Below are 16,545 nucleotides of genomic sequence, written 5' to 3'. Positions count from 1 at the left end.
CCCCATGGCTCTCAACGTCGAGAACCAGCACCCGACCGCCCACCGGCCCATCGTGGTCGTCATGGGCGTCTCCGGGGTCGGGAAGACCACCGTCGCCCGGCTGCTGGCCGAGCGGCTCGACCTCCCCCACGTCGAGGCCGACGACTTCCACCCGCCCGCCAACATCGCCAAGATGACGGCGGGCATCCCGCTGGACGACGAGGACCGCCGCCCGTGGCTGCGCGCCCTCGCCGGCTGGCTCGGCGAACGCGCCGAGGCCGGGACGGGCGGCGTGGTCACCTGCTCGGCGCTCAAGCGGCAGTACCGCGACATCCTGCGCACCGGCTGCCCGGACGCGTTCTTCCTGCACCTCAGCGGGGGACACGGCCTGATCGAGGACCGCCTCGCCCAGCGCACCGGCCACTTCATGCCGCCCTCGCTGCTCGACTCCCAGTACGCCACCCTCGAACCGCTCCAGCCGGACGAGCACGGTGTCGTACTGGACGTCGTCCACACCCCCGCAGAACTCGTCGAGATGGCCGCAGCCGCGGTTCGCCCGCTCACCTCCGGGCCTTCCTGAGCCTCCTCGGGACTCCTCCCGGGGCCCGTCCGGCACTCTTCGCCCCCGCACTCCCTCGTTCCCGGTCGCTCGCCGCCGATCGCTTTCGGCGGCGGCGCGTCCGCCGGTCCGGGGCGGAGTGCGGCCAGTCAATGGAGACTTCGCGTGACCCCCACCCTCCTCGCGGCCGCCCCACCGGCCCTCCCGCACACCGACAGCGACGGGCTGCTGCTGACGGCCGTGCTGCTCGGCATCGGCGTGATCGTGCTGCTGATCACCAAGCTGAAGCTGCACCCCTTCCTCGCCCTGACCATCGGTTCCGGCGTGCTCGCCGCCGTGGCCGGCGCCCCCTTCGACAAGCTGACCAGCAGCTTCGTCACCGGCTTCGGCGCCACCGTGAGCGGTGTCGGCCTGCTGATCGGGCTGGGGGCGATGCTCGGCAAGCTGCTCGCCGACTCGGGCGGGGCGAACATCATCGCCGACACCGTGCTGGCCCGCTCCAGCCGGCGGATGCTGCCCTGGTCGATGGCGCTGATCGCGGCGGTCCTGGGGCTGCCGCTGTTCTTCGAGGTCGGCGTGGTGCTGCTGGTCCCGATCGTGCTGCTGGTCGCCCGGCGGTCCCCGCTGACCTACGGGGCGAGCGTGCCGCTGATGCGGATCGGCATCCCGGCGCTGGCCGGACTCTCCGTGCTGCACGGCCTGGTGCCGCCGCACCCGGGCCCGCTGGTCGCCGTCGACGCGCTGAAGGCGGACCTCGGCGTGACCCTCGCTCTCGGTCTGCTGATCGCCGTACCGACCCTGGTCATCGCCGGGCCGCTGTTCGCCCGGCTCGCCGAGCGCTGGGTCGGTCCGCTGGCCCTCCCGGCCGAGACCGCTCCGGTCGTCGGCGAGCGCCCCGAGCGCACCCCGCGGTTCGGCGCGGTGCTCGCCACCATCCTGCTGCCCGTCGTGCTGATGCTCGGCAAGGCCCTCGCCGACGTGGTGGTCGACGATCCCAAGGCCGGTGTCCAGCGCGTCCTGGACTTCGTCGGCTCGCCGCTGATCGCCCTGCTGGCCGCCGTACTGCTGGGCATGCTGACCCTCGGCCGGGCGGCGGGCTTCGACCGGGCCCGGATCTCGACCACCGTCGAGAAGTCGCTCGGCCCGATCGCGGGCATCGTCTTCATCGTCGGCGCGGGCGGCGGCTTCAAGCAGACCCTGATCGACGTCGGCGTCGGTAACGCGGTCAGCGAGTGGTCCGCAAAGTGGCACATCCCCGCGCTGCTGCTCGGCTGGCTGATCGCCGTTCTGATCCGCCTCGCCACCGGCTCGGCCACCGTCGCCACCATCACCGCCGCCGGTATCGTCGCCCCGCTCGCGGCCGACATGTCCAGCACCCACGCGGCGCTGCTGGTGCTCGCCATCGGCGCCGGCTCGCTCTTCTTCTCGCACGTCAACGACGCCGGGTTCTGGCTGGTCAAGGAGTACTTCGGGATGAGCGTCGGGCAGACGCTGAAGTCCTGGTCGATCATGGAGACGGTGATCTCGGTGGTCGCCATCGCCCTCATCCTCCCGCTGAGCCTGGTCGTCTAGCCGCGTGCCGTTCGGGCGGCGCCGCCGGGGAGGCGCGCAACGCCCGGCCCAGCGCACTCTCCCCGGGCAGGTGCTGGAGCAGTACCCGAAGCCGCCGCGCCGACATCGCCCCGCGGTGGTAGTCCAGCAGGTCCAGCCGGTAGTAACGCAACAGATCCGCCTCGATGGCCTCGGCGTGCTCGTTCAGGAGCGCGTCGAGGCCTTGGATTCCCCCAGGCTCATACCGGTCTCCGCGCCGTGGGCCGACAGGATCGCGGTGACGTCCTGCACGCTGATCCCGTGCCGCCCCAGCCGGTCGAACTGACGGTCCCCGAGCAGCAGCCGCAGCAGGCCGTCGGGATCCGAACCGTCCAGCCGGGCGAGCTGCTGCGCGGCGGTTCTCGGCAGTTCGGCCGGCAGGGTGAACACCTCGCCGTCCACCTCGAACTCCCAGCGCCCGCCGAGTGCCTCCAGCCGCTGCGCGCGGGCCGCGTCGGCGTTGAAACGTGCCATCGTCCGTCTCCTCCCCCCTGCCGGCCGCCGACGTCCGGCCGCTGCCGTCCGTCCCGCTGCCGCCGACGATCGGTGACGTGCTGCCCGACCGGCGGGCGTGCCAACCGTCCGGAGCGGTACTCGGATCATCCGACATGGGGCCGCCCCCGTCGGCGGCCCCGACGGGCCCCGGGCACGCGAAGGCCCCGGACATGCCGAAGGGCGGGCACCCACCCCCGGGTGCCCGCCCTGCCGTCAGCGGCTGGTCCCTGCCGGATTCAGCCCTGGCGGCGCTTCGAGAGGAAGGTCTCCACCTGCTCCCGGATCTCGGGGGTGTCCAGGCCGCGCACGGTCATCGTGGTGCGGCGGCGCAGCACGTCGTCCGCCGTGTAGGCCCACTCGCTGTCGGCGGCGTAGGCGACCTGGGCCCAGATGTCCGGGCCGTCCTCGTGGATCGGCCGGCCCAGCTCGGGGTTCTCGGCGATCAGGTGCGCGATCTCGAAGGAGAGCGTGCCGTAGTGGCTGGCCAGGTGCTTGGCGACCAGCGGCTGCATCCGCGAGCCGGGCTCGCGGTCGATCAGCAGGCGGTGCGCGACGGCGTTCGGCGTGCCGACACCGGGCAGCGGAACGGTCCGGGCGATCGGCGACATGTCCTCGGCCAGGCCGGTGCCGGAGACGTGCGCCAGCTTCTCCAGCACGGTGCGGCCGATGTGGCGGTAGGTGGTCCACTTGCCGCCGGCGACCGAGAGCATGCCGCCCCGGCCCTCGGTGACGACCGTCTCGCGCTTGGCGGCGGCGGTGTCGCCGGGGCCGCCGGGGAGCACGCGCAGGCCGGCGAAGGAGTAGGTGATCAGGTCGCGGTCGAGGTGCTCGTCGCGGATCGCGTGCGCCGCCTCGCCCATGATCTGGTCGATGTCGGCCTCGGTGGCACGCACGTCGAGCGGGTCGCCGGTGTACTCCTCGTCCGTGGTGCCGAGCAGGACGTGGTCCTCCCACGGGATGGCGAAGGAGACGCGGTACTTGTCGATCGGGATGGTCAGCGCGGCGCGCCACGGGGTGCGGCGCTTGACCACGACGTGCGCGCCCTTGGAGAGCCGGATGCTGGGCGCGGCGCCCGCGTCCTCCATCTTGCGCAGGTGGTCGACCCACGGGCCGGTCGCGTTCAGCACCAGCCGGGCGTCGACACCGAACTCGGTGCCGTCCAGGCGGTCCTTGAGGTCGGCGCCGGTGACCCGGCCGCCGGTGAAGCGCAGGCCGGTGACCTCGGCGTGGTTGAGCACCACGGCGCCCGCGTCGACGGCGGCGCGCACCGTCATCACGGCCACGCGCGAGTCGTTCATCTGGTGGTCGCCGTAGACCGCGACCGAGCGCAGGCCCTCGGTGCGCAGCGCGGGCACCTGCTGCGCGGCGTGCGCGGCGGTGGAGACCCGGCCCATGCCGTCGCGGAAGGCGGACAGCGCGGAGTACAGGAAGACGCCCGCGCCGAGCTTGGTGGCGCCGTGCGGGCCGCCCTTGTAGACGGGGACGAAGAAGGTCAGCGGGTTGACCAGGTGCGGCGCCACGTCGGTGGCGAGCGCCCGGCGCTCCTTGTGGTTCTCGGCGACCAGCTTGACCGCGCCGGTCTGCAGGTAGCGCAGACCGCCGTGGACCAGCTTGGAGGAGGCGCTGGAGGTGGCACCGGCGAAGTCGCCCGCGTCCACCATGGCGACCTTCAGGCCCGCCTGCGAGGCGGTCCAGGCCACGGCCGTGCCGAGGATGCCGCCGCCGATCACCAGCAGGTCGTAGGTCGCCTTGCCCAGCAGCTCGCGGGTCTCGGCGCGGGAGGCGGTGCGTCCGGCGGTGCGCTCGGCGCCCAGGGTCGGGATGGTTGCCATGGTGTGTGTACGGCGCACGGTGCGGGCGGCGCCGTGTCTCCTCTCGGTGTGCGGTTCGGCCTCTGCTGGGAGACCGGGGGACCGGCCCTCTGGTCAGGGCCGGATCCCTTCAAACGACGCTTCGAACGAAGCGACGACGGCCGGTCGGGGCTGCGGGCCCCGACCGGCTCAGGTCAGTTCTGCTCGTCTTCCTCCACCCAACCCATGGTGCGCTCCACGGCCTTGAGCCACTTCTTGTACTCACGCTCGCGGGTGGCTTCGTCCATGCGCGGCGTCCACTCGGCGGCGCGGTGCCAGTTGGCCCGCAGGGTGTCCAGGTCCGGCCAGAAGCCGACCGCGAGGCCGGCCGCGTAGGCTGCGCCGAGCGCGGTGGTCTCGGCCACGTACGGGCGCTCGACCGGGACGTTCAGGACGTCCGCGATGTTCTGCATGAGCAGGTTGTTGGAGGTCATGCCGCCGTCGACCTTGAGGGCGGTGAGCTCGACCCCGGAGTCCTTCTCCATCGCGTCGACGACCTCGCGGGTCTGCCAGGCGGTGGCCTCCAGGACGGCGCGGGCTAGGTGGCCCTTGGTGACGTACCGGGTGAGACCGGCGATCACGCCGCGGGCGTCGGAGCGCCAGTACGGGGCGAACAGGCCGGAGAAGGCCGGGACGAAGTAGGCGCCGCCGTTGTCCTCGACCGTGTTGGCGAGGGTCTCGATCTCGGCGGCGGTGGAGATGATGCCGAGCTGGTCGCGCAGCCACTGCACCAGTGAGCCGGTGACGGCGATCGAGCCTTCCAGGGCGTAGACCGGAGCCTGGTCGCCGATCCGGTAGCCGACGGTGGTCAGCAGGCCGTGGTAGGAGTTGACGATCTTCTCGCCGGTGTTCAGCAGCAGGAAGGTGCCGGTGCCGTAGGTGGACTTGGCCTCGCCCTCGTCGAAGCAGGTCTGGCCGAACAGCGCGGCCTGCTGGTCGCCGAGCGCGGAGGCGACCGGGACGCCCTCCAGGTCGCCGACGGCGTGGCCGTAGACCTCGGCGGAGGAGCGGATCTCCGGCAGCACCTCCATCGGCACCTCCATGGACTGGGCGATCTTCTCGTCCCACTCCAGGCTCTGCAGGTTCATCAGCATGGTGCGGCTGGCGTTGGTGACGTCCGTGACGTGCTTGCCGCCGTTGACACCACCGGTGAGGTTCCAGATGACCCAGGTGTCCATGGTGCCGAACAGGATGTCGCCGGCCTCGGCGCGCTCACGCAGGCCCTCGACGTTGTCCAGCAGCCAGCGGATCTTCGGGCCGGCGAAGTAGCTGGCCAGCGGGAGGCCGGTCTCGCGGCGGAAGCGGTCCTGCCCGACGTTGCGGCCCAGCTCGCGGCAGAGCGCCTCGGTCCGGGTGTCCTGCCAGACCAGTGCGTTGTGCACGGGCTCGCCGGTGTTCTTGTCCCACAGGACGGTGGTCTCGCGCTGGTTGGTGATACCGATCGCGCGGATGTCGTCCTTGGTCAGACCGGCCTTCTCCAGCGCGCCCCGGACCACGGACTGGACCCGGGTCCAGATCTCGGCGGCGTCGTGCTCGACCCAGCCCGGCTGCGGGAAGATCTGGCGGTGCTCCTGCTGGTCGACGGCGACGATCCGGCCGTCGGCACCGAAGATGATGCAGCGGCTGGAGGTGGTGCCCTGGTCGATCGCGGCGACGTAGTTGGCAGTCATGAAGGTCCTCGGCTCAGTGGGAGATTCGGGTGGAGCGGGGCCGGTGCGTGTGACGCAGTCTCAGTCCCCGCCGGTAGGTGCGGGGCAAACCCCGGAGTGTCTCGGAAGGCTCTGTCAGAACGCGACGTGGTAGAGCGCGCCGGCCAGCAGGCCGCCGACGACCGGACCGACCACCGGGATCCAGGCGTACGACCAGTCCGAGCCGCCCTTGTTGGGGATCGGCAGCAGCGAGTGCACGATGCGCGGGCCGAGGTCGCGGACCGGGTTGATGGCGTAGCCGGTCGGGCCGCCGAGCGAGAGGCCGATGCCGACCACGACGAAGGCGGTGATGAGCACGCCCGTGCCGGACTCGCCGAGGCCCTTGGTCAGGCCCTGGGTGAGGATCGCCATGCACAGCACCATGGTGGCGATGATCTCGGTGAGCAGGTTCTGGATCGGGTTCCGGATCTCGGGACCGGTCGAGAAGATGCCGAGCGTCGGCTCCTCGTTGGCCTGGAACTGGCCGAGGTAGGTGAGCCACACCAGCACGGCGCCGATCATCGCGCCGAGCAGCTGGGAGCCGAGGTAGACCGGCACCTTGCTCCAGTCGCCGCTGTCGACGGCGAGGGCCAGGGTGACGGCCGGGTTCAGGTGCGCACCGGACTTGGGGGCGACCATGTATGCGGCGATCAGGACCGCGAAGCCCCAGCCGAAGGTGATGGCCAGCCAACCGGCGTTGACGGCCTTGGACTTCTTCAGCGTGACGGCGGCGCACACGCCGCCGCCGAGGAGTATCAGGGCGGCAGTGCCGAGGGTTTCGCCGACGAAGATGTCGCCGTTGGAGAAGGCGGACACTAAGACTCCTTTGTCCGTATGGCGTCCGTTTTGCCCGGAGCAGGTGGGGGAGGGCGCGTCGCGGTGGGGGAGTCCGCGACGGGGCGGGTGCGTCCCGTCCCCGGGTCGCACCCCGACGGTGGCGTTCCGGTTCTATCCGGACGCCGTTCGACAATGTCGACCGTCATGCGGAGAGCTTCCCCCCCGCATCGCCCCTACGTCAAGGGAGGGTGACACTCCTGTGATCCATCACTCGCTGTGATCGGCTGACACTCGCGGAAACGCCCCCGAAACGGTGCGAAAACGCGGCAGAACGCCGAAGCGCGGACAGGCTTCGGCCTGTCCGCGCTTCGACGCGCTGTGAGGGGCGGGGGTCAGAAGCGACCGGCGCCCAGGTCCCGGGAGATCGCCCGCGCGGCGCTGCGCACCGAGGCGACCAGTGAGGGGCGCACGAAACCGTCCTCGCAGACCCGTTCCACCGCGCCGCTGATGCACACCGCGCCCACCGGGTTGCGCCGTCGGTCCTGGATCAGCGCGCCGATCGAGGCCACCCCCTCCCAGGTCTCCTCGATGGCGTCCGCCCAGCCGCGCTCCCGGATCAGCGCGCACTCGGCGTCGATGTCGCCGAGCTCGGTCAGCGTCCGCGAGGTGTACGCCTCCAGCGGCGCCTCGCCCAACTCCCCGCGTGCGACCGGGTCGTACGCCATCAGCACCTTGCCCAGCGCGGTGCTGTGCAGCGGCTGCATCGAGCCGACCTCCAGCACCTGCCGGGTGTCGTCGGGGCGGAACACGTGGTGGACGATCAGCACGCCCTGCTGGTGCAGCACCCCGAGGTAGACCGTCTCGCCGGCCGCCCGGGCGAGGTCGTCGGCCCAGACCAGGGCGCGGGCGCGCAGCTCGTGCACGTCCAGGTAGCTCTGGCCCAGCCGCAGCAGCTCCGCGCCCAGCTGGTACTTCCCGCTCTCCGGGTCCTGCTCGACGAAGCCCTCCTGCTGCAGGGTGCGCAGGATCCCGTGTGCGGTCCCCTTGGCCAGATCGAGCGCCGTGGCCACCTCGGACAGGCCGAGCCGACGCTCACCGCCGGCCAGCAGGCGCATGATCGCGGCGGCCCGGGAGAGCGACTGGATCGGGCCGGGCATGTACACCTCCGCTGACAGGCGGTCGACATTGTCGACCGAGTGGTATCGCCATGAGTCTGCCAGGCCAACGGCCGGGCGTGCACGTTTCCCCGGAGTTGCTGTCAGCTTCACCGGGTGTGCAGTCAGCCCCGGAGGGCGCGTACGGCCTCCGCGAGCCCCGAGATCTGCGCCTCGCCGACCCGGCAGCAACCCCCGACCAGCCGGGCGCCGTCGGCCAGCCAGCCCGCCACCCGCTCCCGGTCCCCGCCCGCCGCAGCGAAGGTCGGCCCGTCCTGCCAGCCGCCGTCGACCCAGCGCTCTCCGCTGTTCGGGTACACCACCACCGGCTTGCCGCTCACCTCGGCGGCGATCCGCACCGCCAGGTCCGCGTCCTGCGGAGTGCAGCAGTTCACGCCCACCGCCAGTACCTCGGGCACCTCGGCCGCCAGCGCGAACGCCTCCGCCAACGGCTGCCCGGCCCTGGTCCGCTCGCCCTCGACACTGAACGACAGCCACGCGGGCACCCCGACCGCGCCGAGCAGACCGAGCACCGCCTCGGCCTCGTCGGTGTCCGGGACCGTCTCGACCGCCAGCACATCGGGACCGGCCGCCGCCAGCGCCTCCAGCCGGGGCCGGTGGAACGCCGCCAGCTCGGCCACGCTCAACCCGTACCGGCCCCGGTACTCCGAACCGTCCGCCAGCACCGCCCCGTACGGCCCCACCGAGGCCGCCACCCACAACGGCCGCTCCACCTCGGCCAGCCGTGCGGCCTCCCGTGCCAGCTCGACGCTCCGGCCCAGCAGCCGCGCCGCCTCCGCGCGGCCGGCCCCGCGCCGGGCGAAACCCTCGAAACTCGCCTGGTAGCTGGCCGTGATCGCCACGCTCGCGCCCGCCCGGTAGTACCCGAGGTGGGCACGGACGATCGCCGCCGGATCGTCCGCCAGCAGCCGCGCCGACCACAACTCGTCCGACAGGTCGTGCCCGGCGTCCGCCAACTGGTTCGACAGCCCTCCGTCGAGCACCAGCGGACCGGCGGCCAGCGCCTCGGCAAAGCCGCCCGACCGGACGGGGGGAGTGGCGGACACGAATTCCTCCTGACGGTGCCGACTGGTGCCTGCACTCTAGGACGCCCCAGGTCAGCCCCACTCACCAGGCCCACCCGTCGAGACCCCACCCCTCCGTACACCCGTCACCCCGCCCCCACCACCCAGGCGCGCCGCACCCGCCCACCCAGGCCCATCCACAGGCCCCGACCCCACCCCACAGCCCGTCCGCCCAGCACCCACACCTCCCGCCGCCACACCCGGACGACCGAGCCCTCCCTCCCGGCCCCGTCCCGCGGACGACTCACCCCACTCCCACCGCCGTACAGCCGCGATCTCCTCCGCGCCACCTGCCCCCGCCCGGCCCTGCCGCAGTCTGTTCCGTTCGCGCTGCGCCTGCGCCCGTCCGCTGCTGCCCCTCGTCGTGCGGTCGGTCGCCTCTTCTTCACCGCCTGTCCCGGCCCCTCCCTGCCGCCCCCTCCGCCGCGCCGCGCCTCGCCGTGCCGAACAGTCGGCACCACCCCTGTATCCGCCCTCCCGTCCCCACCGCGCCGCAGGTCAAAAATGGTTGGCCGGTTGTCAGAGGCATGCGCTAGGTTCTGCTCAGCTGGAGAACGACCGGTTCCTCGGGGGGAGGTGCGGTATGGCCACGCCACCAGTGACCACAGATCAGCAATGGCCGACGGCCCACCAGCCGTGCGCCCACGCGCCGATCGCCGTCACCGTCGACGTGGTCGCGCTGACGCTCTGTCAGGGCAGGCTGCACGTCCTGCTCGTCCGGCGCGGCGAGCCGCCCCACCGGGGTCGCTGGGCGCTGCCGGGCGGTTTCCTCCGCGTAGGTCAGGAGACCTTGGCGGAGGCTGCGGTCCGCGAGCTCGCCGAGGAGGCGGGCCTGCGGCTCGGCAGCGATCCGAGCACGGCACTCGGTCGAATCCACCTGGAACAGCTCGGCACGTACGGAGACCCGGGCCGTGATCCACGGATGCACGTGGTCTCGGTGGCGTACCTGGCCTTCGCCCCTGATCTACCGGCCCTTGAGGCCGGCACCGACGCGGCATCCGCCGCATGGCACCGGGTCGACTCCCTCGACCTCGCTGCCAACCGGGCCTCCGGCCCGTCCGCCGAGGCCCACGGGGGTGGCGTCGGCGGACGGACCGGGGCCCGGCCCACCCAGGAGTCGCCCCGGGCGACCGCGAGCGCCCAGCCAGCCGATCCCACCGGGCACGGCGCCGTCACCACGCTCGCCTTCGACCACGCCCGAATAGTCGCCGACGGCCTCGACCGCGCCCGCGCCAAGCTCGAGTACAGCCCCCTGGCCACCGCCTTCCTCGGCCACGACTTCACCATCCCCGAGCTGCGCGCCGTCTACGAGGCGGTCTGGGACGAGAAGCTCCACCCGGGCAACTTCCACCGGAAGGTCCTCTCCGTCCCCGGCTTCGTCGAGGGCACCGGCTCCACGGCGGACCGCGGCGGAGCCCGCGGCGGCCCCAAGGCCCGCTGCTACCGCCCCGGTGACGCCCAGGTCCTCCACCCGCCGCTGCTCCGCCCCACCCGCGAGAGCGAACCTCCCGGTCCCGGCTCCCCGGCGTTCTCCCGGCCACTACCATCCACCCCATGACCACTCATCCGGCCGATCACCCCGCCGAGCGCCGGCCCCACGGCCCGGGTACGCACTGCCACTGGTGCGGTACGGCCTACCCGGACGGCACCGTCGCCTGGCCCCGCACCTGCCCGGGCTGCGGCGAGATCAGCTACCGCAATCCGCTGCCCGTCGTGGTCACCCTGCTCCCCGTCACCACCCCCGACGGTCAGGCGCTGACGGTCATCCGCCGCACCATCGAGCCCGGTTACGGCAAGCTCGCCCTGCCCGGTGGTTACGTCGACTACGGCGAGAGCTGGCAGCAGGCGTGCGTGCGCGAGCTCCGCGAGGAGACGGGCATCGAGGCCGAGGCCGAGGAGATCACCCTGGTCGCCACCGACTCCGACCGGGCCGGCGGCTTCCTCTGCCTCTTCGGTCTGCTGCCCGCCCGCGACCTCGCCGACCTTCCCCCCTCGAAGCCGACCGACGAGACGGACGGCTGGCAGCTGATCCCCGCACCGATCCAGCTCGCCTTCCCCTTCCACACCCGGGTGTCTACCGCCTGGTTCCAAGGCGCGTACGCCCACCTCTGACCAGACCCGTGCCGGGCCACACGGCGCACCGCCACCGCCGGTCCCGGCGCACCGCCACCGCCGGTCCCGGCGCACCGCCACCGCCGGTCCCGGCGCACCGCTGCCCGCCGGTCCCGGAGTGTTGCGACCGCTCGTCCCGTCGTCCTGCCGCCGCCGATCCGGCCGGAGAGTCAGCGCTCCTCGCCGGGAGACCCTGGCGCAGCCGACGATCACATGGCATGGTCTGCACGTCAGTGCCAGTCGGACGGGATCCGCCACAAGCACCCCCGTCCCCACCTCCGGCCGGGAGACCACCACCGTGAGCACCCCCATCCAGGAACAGCCGCTCTGGCGGCCCGCCCCCGCTCGCGCAGCCGCCACCCAGCTGGTGGCCTTCCAGACCTGGGCCGCCGAGCACCACGGCGCCCCGGCCGCCCCCCTCGCGCCCGCCACGGACGACGACCAGGCCGCCGCCCGCTACGCCGCCCTGCACAACTGGTCCACCGAGGACGTGGAGCGCTTCTGGACGGCCGTCACCCAGTGGTTCGACGTCCGCTTCTCCACCACGCCCGAGGCCGTCCTCACCGACCAGTCCATGCCCGGTGCCCGCTGGTTCCCCGGCGCCCGCCTCAACTACGCCGAGCACGTCCTGCGTCACGGCGAGTCCACCCCGGACGGGGAGCGGGCGGCGCACGCCGACCGGCCCGCGATCCTCCACCTCGACGAGACCACCGAGCAGCCCACCGCACTGAGTTGGGCCGAGCTGCGCCGCCAGGTCGGCTCCCTCGCCGAGGCCCTCCGCGCCCAGGGCGTCGGCCCCGGCGACCGCGTCGGCGCGTACCTGCCCAACATCCCGCAGGCCGTCGTCGCCCTGCTCGCCACCGCGGCCGTCGGCGCCGTCTGGACGTCCTGCGCCCCCGACTTCGGGGCCCGCAGCGTCCTCGACCGCCTCCAGCAGATCGAGCCCGTCGTCCTCTTCGCCGTCGACGGCTACCACTACGGCGGCAAGGACCACGACCGCACCGAGGTCGTCGCCGAGCTGCGCCGTGAACTCCCCACCCTGCGCGCCGTCGTCCACGTCCCGCTGCTCGGCGCCCCCGCCCCCGAGGGCGCCCTCCAGTGGGACGACCTGGTCGCCGCCGACACCGAGCCGGTCTTCGAGCAGGTGCCCTTCGACCACCCGCTCTGGGTGCTCTACTCCTCCGGTACCACCGGCCTCCCCAAGGCCATCGTGCAGAGCCAGGGCGGCATCCTGGTCGAACACCTCAAGCAGGCCGCCCTGCACCTCGACCTCGGACCGGAGGACCGCTTCCTCTGGTACACCTCCACCGGCTGGATGATGTGGAACTTCCTCGTCGCCGGCCTCCTCGTCGGGTCCACGATCGTCACCTACGACGGCAGCCCGGGCCACCCCGACACCGGTGCCCTCTGGTCCGTCGCCGCCCGCACCCGCGCCACCGTCCTCGGCACCTCCGCCGCCTACGTGATCGCCAGCCGCAAGGCCGAGCTGCACCCCGGCCGCGACCTGGACCTCAGCGCCGTCCGCTGCATCGGCACCACCGGCTCCCCGCTCCCGCCCGACGGCTTCCGGTGGATCTACGACGAGGTCAAGGAGGACGTCTGGCTCGCCTCCGTCAGCGGCGGCACCGACGTCTGCAGCTGCTTCGTCGGCGGTGTCCCCACCCTCCCGGTGTACCTCGGCGAGATCCAGGCCCCCTGCCTCGGTGCCGCCGTCGAGTCCTGGGACGTCCAGGGCCGCCCGCACACCGGTCAGGTCGGCGAACTGGTCCTCACCAAGCCGCTACCGTCCATGCCCACCGGCTTCTGGAACGACCCGGACGGCCGGCGCTACCACGACAGTTACTTCGACACGTATCCGGGAACCTGGCGCCACGGCGACTGGATCACCGTGACCGAACGCGGCACGGTCGTCATCCACGGACGCTCCGACTCCACCCTCAACCGCCAGGGCGTCCGGATGGGCTCCTCCGACATCTACGAGGTCGTCGAGCGCCTGCCCGAGATCGCCGAGTCCCTGGTCATCGGCCTGGAGGAGCCCGAGGGCGGGTACTGGATGCCCCTCTTCGTCGTCCTCGCCCCCGGCGCCGCACTCGACGACGCGCTGCGGACCCGCATCCGGACCACACTGCGCCAGCAGCTCTCCCCGCGCCACGTCCCCGACGAGGTGATCGCGGTCAAGGGTCTCCCGCACACCCTCACCGGCAAGCGGATCGAGGTCCCGGTCAAGCGCCTGCTCTCCGGCACCCCGCTCGACCAGGCCGTGAACCCGGGTTCCGTCGACAACCTCGACCACCTGCGCTTCTTCGAGATCCTCGGCCGCGAGCGCCGGGCCTGACCCGTCCCCGGACACGGAAGGGGCGCCCCTCAGCGGGGGCGCCCCTTCGTCATGCTCCTCGAACCGCTTCCCGGCGCATCACTCGCCGGAGAGCACCTGCTGCGCCGCGGCCCGCGCCTCATCGGCGGTGTCGGCTGCCCGCGCCGCCTCCGCCGCCCGCTGGCACTGCGCCAGCGTGTACTTGGCCAACGCGCTGCGCACGTACGGGATCGACGCCGCGCCCATCGACAGGCTGGTCACCCCGAGACCCGTCAGCACACAGGCCAGCAGCGGGTCGGACGCGGCCTCCCCACAGACGCCACAGCTCTTCCCGGTGGCCCGAGCCGCATCGGCGGCAGCGGCGACCAGGTCGAGCAGCGCGGGCTGCCACGGGTCCTGCAGCCGTGCCAGCGCGCCCACCTGGCGGTCGGCCGCGAAGGTGTACTGCGCGAGGTCGTTGGTCCCCAGCGACAGGAACTCGACCTCCTGCAGGATCGAGCGGGCGCGCAGCGCGGCCGACGGAATCTCCACCATGGCACCGAACTTGGCCGACAGACCGGCCTCCCGGCAGGCCTCGGCGAACGCCCTGGCGTCCACCCGGTCCGCCACCATCGGAGCCATCACCTCGAGGTGTACGGGCAGGCCCTCGGCCGCCCTGGCCAGCGCACGCAGCTGGCTCTGCAGCACCTCGGGGTTGTCCAGCAGGGTGCGCAGACCCCGCACACCCAGTGCCGGGTTCGGCTCGTCGGCCGGGGTGAGGAAGTCCAGCGGCTTGTCGGCGCCGGCGTCCAGCACCCGCACCACGACCCGGCCCTCCGGGAACGCCTCCAGCACCTTCCGGTACGCCTCGATCTGCTTCTCCTCGCTCGGCGCCTTCGCCGAGTCGTCGAGGAAGAGGAACTCGGTGCGGAACAGGCCCACACCCTCGGCGCCCGCCTCCAGCGCAGCCGGAAGGTCGGCCGGACCGCCGACGTTGGCGAGCAGCGGTACCTTGTGCCCGTCCGAGGTCTGGCCCGGGCCGGAGGAAGCGGACAGCGCGGCCTTCCGTTCGGCGGCGGCCCGGCGCAGCTCGTCCTGCTTATCCTCGGACGGGTCGACCAGCACCTCACCGGTGCTGCCGTCCACGGCCACCACGACGCCCTCGGCCAGCTCGGTCGCACCCGGCAGTGCGACGACGGCCGGCACCCCCATGGCACGCGCGAGGATGGCGCTGTGGCTGGTCGGCCCGCCCTCCTCGGTCACGAACCCGAGCACCAGCGTCGGGTCCAGCAGCGCGGTGTCGGCCGGCGCCAGGTCCCGGGCGAACAGCACGTACGGCTCGTCGCTGTCCGGCACACCGGGCATCGGCACGCCCAGCAGCCGGGCGACGATCCGGTTGCGGACGTCGTCCAGGTCGGCGACCCGCCCGGCCAGGTAGTCACCCGCCGCGGCCAGCAGCGCCCGGTAGGCGGCGAAGGCGTCGTACACCCCGCGCTCAGCGCTGCTGCCGACGGCGATCCGACGGCTGACGTCGGCCATCAGCTCGGGGTCCTGCGCCATCAACGCCTGGGCCTCCAGCACGGCCTGGGCCTCGCCGCCGGCCAGGTTGCCGCGGGCGATCAGATCCGCCGCCACGGCGTCCACGGCCGCCTGCGCGCGAGCCTGCTCACGCGGCGCGTCCTCGGCCGGGACCTGGGTCGCGGGCGGTTCGAGGGCCGCAGTACCCATGTGCCGGACCTGGCCGATCGCGACACCATGGCTGACACCTACACCGCGCAGCGCCTGTTCCATCTTCCTGGGTTCCTTTCACCCGCACTCCGGCCGCTCGCCACTCCTGGTGGCACTCGTCGGGACCGGGCCGGGCTCGTCCGTCTCGGGATCACTACGGGTGGTGGCCGCTCCGCGGCCCGATACTGCGGTGCGCCGTCCCACGCGAGTACGCGGGGGACGGCGCACGGTGCGCATGTACCCGGGATCAGTCCCAGGTGAACAGCTCGCCGCCGACGGCGACGTCACCGCTCTCGACCACGCCGCCGAGCTGCTCGAGCGAAGCCTCCAGCGCGACGATCGGTGAGATCGGAGACTTGCCCGCCGCCTCGACGGCCGCCGGGTTCCACTTGATGACCGGCTGGCCGCGCTTGACCTGGTCGCCCTTGCTGACCAGCAGCTCGAAGCCCTCACCGTTGAGCTGCACGGTGTCGATACCGAGGTGGGTCAGCACACCGTGGCCGTCCGCATCCATCACCACGAACGCGTGCGGGTGCATCGACACCACGAGACCGTCCACCGGCGCCACCGCGGCAGTGGGCTCACGGACCGGGTCGATCGCAGTGCCGGGACCCACCATGGCACCGGCGAAGACGGGGTCGGGCACGTTGACGAGCCCGACGGCGCGACCGGCCAGCGGCGAGGTCACAGTGGTCATGGTGGAGCCTCCCAAGTACGGAGTACAGCGTGCCGCCGCGGGCAGCGACGGAGACATCGACTGAAGCCTAAATCATGCCAAGTTGGGACATATCGTAAGAGTCTCGCGGCTGACACCGGCAGGGTCTGACTGGCCGTACGCCATGCGCCACACCCCCGAGTACCGCCGCCACATTGGCGTCGGCGGCCTCCGCGAGCCCAAGTGGTCTAGTCCTCTTGGCCAACGCGCCGCACTCTACGGCATGCAGGTGGCCCTCGACGATCGCGCCGGCCGAGGGCCGCGGCCGACCTGCTGCGTCCGATCGGGCGACAGTGCGCGCCTCGATTAGGCACTGGTGCCGGGAAGGGCTATCGTTGCTCAGGTCGCCGCGCTTCAGCGGTGAACAGAGCAAGTCGGATCGGTAAACACCTGGTCAACACCGGGGAAACGGATCTGCTAAGCTCGAAACACGAAAGAACGAAGCGCCCGGAGGGCCCGCTGGAAGGCGGCCTGAAGGAAGCGTCCGTTCCTTGAGAACTCAACAGCGTGCCAAAAGTCA

Annotated in this window: 13 protein-coding genes; 5 read left to right on the top strand and 8 right to left on the bottom strand. The window is 72.4% G+C overall.

All coding sequences use genetic code 11. From position 1 onward, the window contains the following. Positions 1-4 precede the first annotated feature (4 nt). The gene (locus ACFC1R_RS22790; protein WP_375941356.1) at positions 5-559 is read left to right on the top strand and encodes a gluconokinase; all 555 of its coding nucleotides are present in this window, start codon (positions 5-7) and stop codon (positions 557-559) included. A 204-nt stretch (positions 560-763) separates the two neighbouring features. Further along, a complete protein-coding gene (locus tag ACFC1R_RS22785) occupies positions 764-2,110 on the top strand; it encodes a GntP family permease (protein WP_375941460.1) in 1,347 nt (448 codons plus the stop codon). Between the two features lie 183 nt (positions 2,111-2,293). Here the strand turns inward: ACFC1R_RS22785 and ACFC1R_RS22780 are convergent, their stop codons facing one another. From ACFC1R_RS22780 to mmuM, 6 genes are all read right to left on the bottom strand, one after another. Then, positions 2,294-2,602, bottom strand: coding sequence for a hypothetical protein (locus ACFC1R_RS22780; protein WP_375941354.1), 309 nt, complete (start codon positions 2,600-2,602; stop codon positions 2,294-2,296). A 257-nt stretch (positions 2,603-2,859) separates the two neighbouring features. Next, positions 2,860-4,455 (bottom strand): FAD-dependent oxidoreductase, encoded by a 1,596-nt coding sequence (locus ACFC1R_RS22775; RefSeq protein WP_375941352.1) that lies wholly within the window; start codon positions 4,453-4,455, stop codon positions 2,860-2,862. A 173-nt stretch (positions 4,456-4,628) separates the two neighbouring features. Continuing rightward, the gene (glpK, locus tag ACFC1R_RS22770; RefSeq protein WP_375941350.1) at positions 4,629-6,143 is read right to left on the bottom strand and encodes a glycerol kinase GlpK; all 1,515 of its coding nucleotides are present in this window, start codon (positions 6,141-6,143) and stop codon (positions 4,629-4,631) included. A gap of 114 nt (positions 6,144-6,257) precedes the next feature. Continuing rightward, positions 6,258-6,977, bottom strand: a complete 720-nt coding sequence (locus ACFC1R_RS22765; protein WP_375941348.1) for an MIP/aquaporin family protein — start codon at positions 6,975-6,977, stop codon at positions 6,258-6,260. A 353-nt stretch (positions 6,978-7,330) separates the two neighbouring features. Then, on the bottom strand, positions 7,331-8,095 hold the full coding sequence (locus ACFC1R_RS22760; RefSeq protein WP_375941346.1) for an IclR family transcriptional regulator: 765 nt from the start codon (positions 8,093-8,095) through the stop codon (positions 7,331-7,333). 122 nt (positions 8,096-8,217) lie between these two features. Continuing rightward, on the bottom strand, positions 8,218-9,159 hold the full coding sequence (gene mmuM / locus ACFC1R_RS22755) for a homocysteine S-methyltransferase (RefSeq protein WP_375941344.1): 942 nt from the start codon (positions 9,157-9,159) through the stop codon (positions 8,218-8,220). Positions 9,160-9,760: 601 nt separating this feature from the next. On the opposite strand from mmuM, the gene ACFC1R_RS22750 reads away from it, so the two are divergent. From ACFC1R_RS22750 to ACFC1R_RS22740, 3 genes are all read left to right on the top strand, one after another. Beyond that, positions 9,761-10,735, top strand: coding sequence for an NUDIX domain-containing protein (locus tag ACFC1R_RS22750; RefSeq protein WP_375941343.1), 975 nt, complete (start codon positions 9,761-9,763; stop codon positions 10,733-10,735). Beyond that, complete coding sequence (locus ACFC1R_RS22745) at positions 10,732-11,289, top strand: NUDIX domain-containing protein (protein ID WP_375941341.1); 558 nt, start codon at positions 10,732-10,734, stop codon at positions 11,287-11,289. The genes ACFC1R_RS22750 and ACFC1R_RS22745 overlap by 4 nt, the downstream gene beginning before the upstream one ends. A gap of 298 nt (positions 11,290-11,587) precedes the next feature. Next, complete coding sequence (locus ACFC1R_RS22740; RefSeq protein ID WP_375941339.1) at positions 11,588-13,624, top strand: acetoacetate--CoA ligase; 2,037 nt, start codon at positions 11,588-11,590, stop codon at positions 13,622-13,624. Positions 13,625-13,702: 78 nt separating this feature from the next. Here the strand turns inward: ACFC1R_RS22740 and ptsP are convergent, their stop codons facing one another. After that, entirely contained in the window at positions 13,703-15,373 is a 1,671-nt protein-coding gene (ptsP, locus tag ACFC1R_RS22735) for a phosphoenolpyruvate--protein phosphotransferase (RefSeq protein WP_375941337.1), read from the bottom strand. A 184-nt stretch (positions 15,374-15,557) separates the two neighbouring features. Beyond that, positions 15,558-16,007 carry a PTS glucose transporter subunit IIA gene (locus tag ACFC1R_RS22730; RefSeq protein ID WP_375941335.1) on the bottom strand — a complete coding sequence of 150 codons (450 nt, stop codon included), beginning with the start codon at positions 16,005-16,007 and terminating at the stop codon, positions 15,558-15,560. Between the last annotated feature and the right edge of the window lie 538 nt (positions 16,008-16,545).

The sequence above is a fragment of the Kitasatospora sp. NPDC056138 genome, assembly GCF_042264695.1.
Lineage (GTDB): Bacteria > Actinomycetota > Actinomycetes > Streptomycetales > Streptomycetaceae > Kitasatospora.
This window is presented reverse-complemented; position numbering and strand designations above follow the sequence as displayed.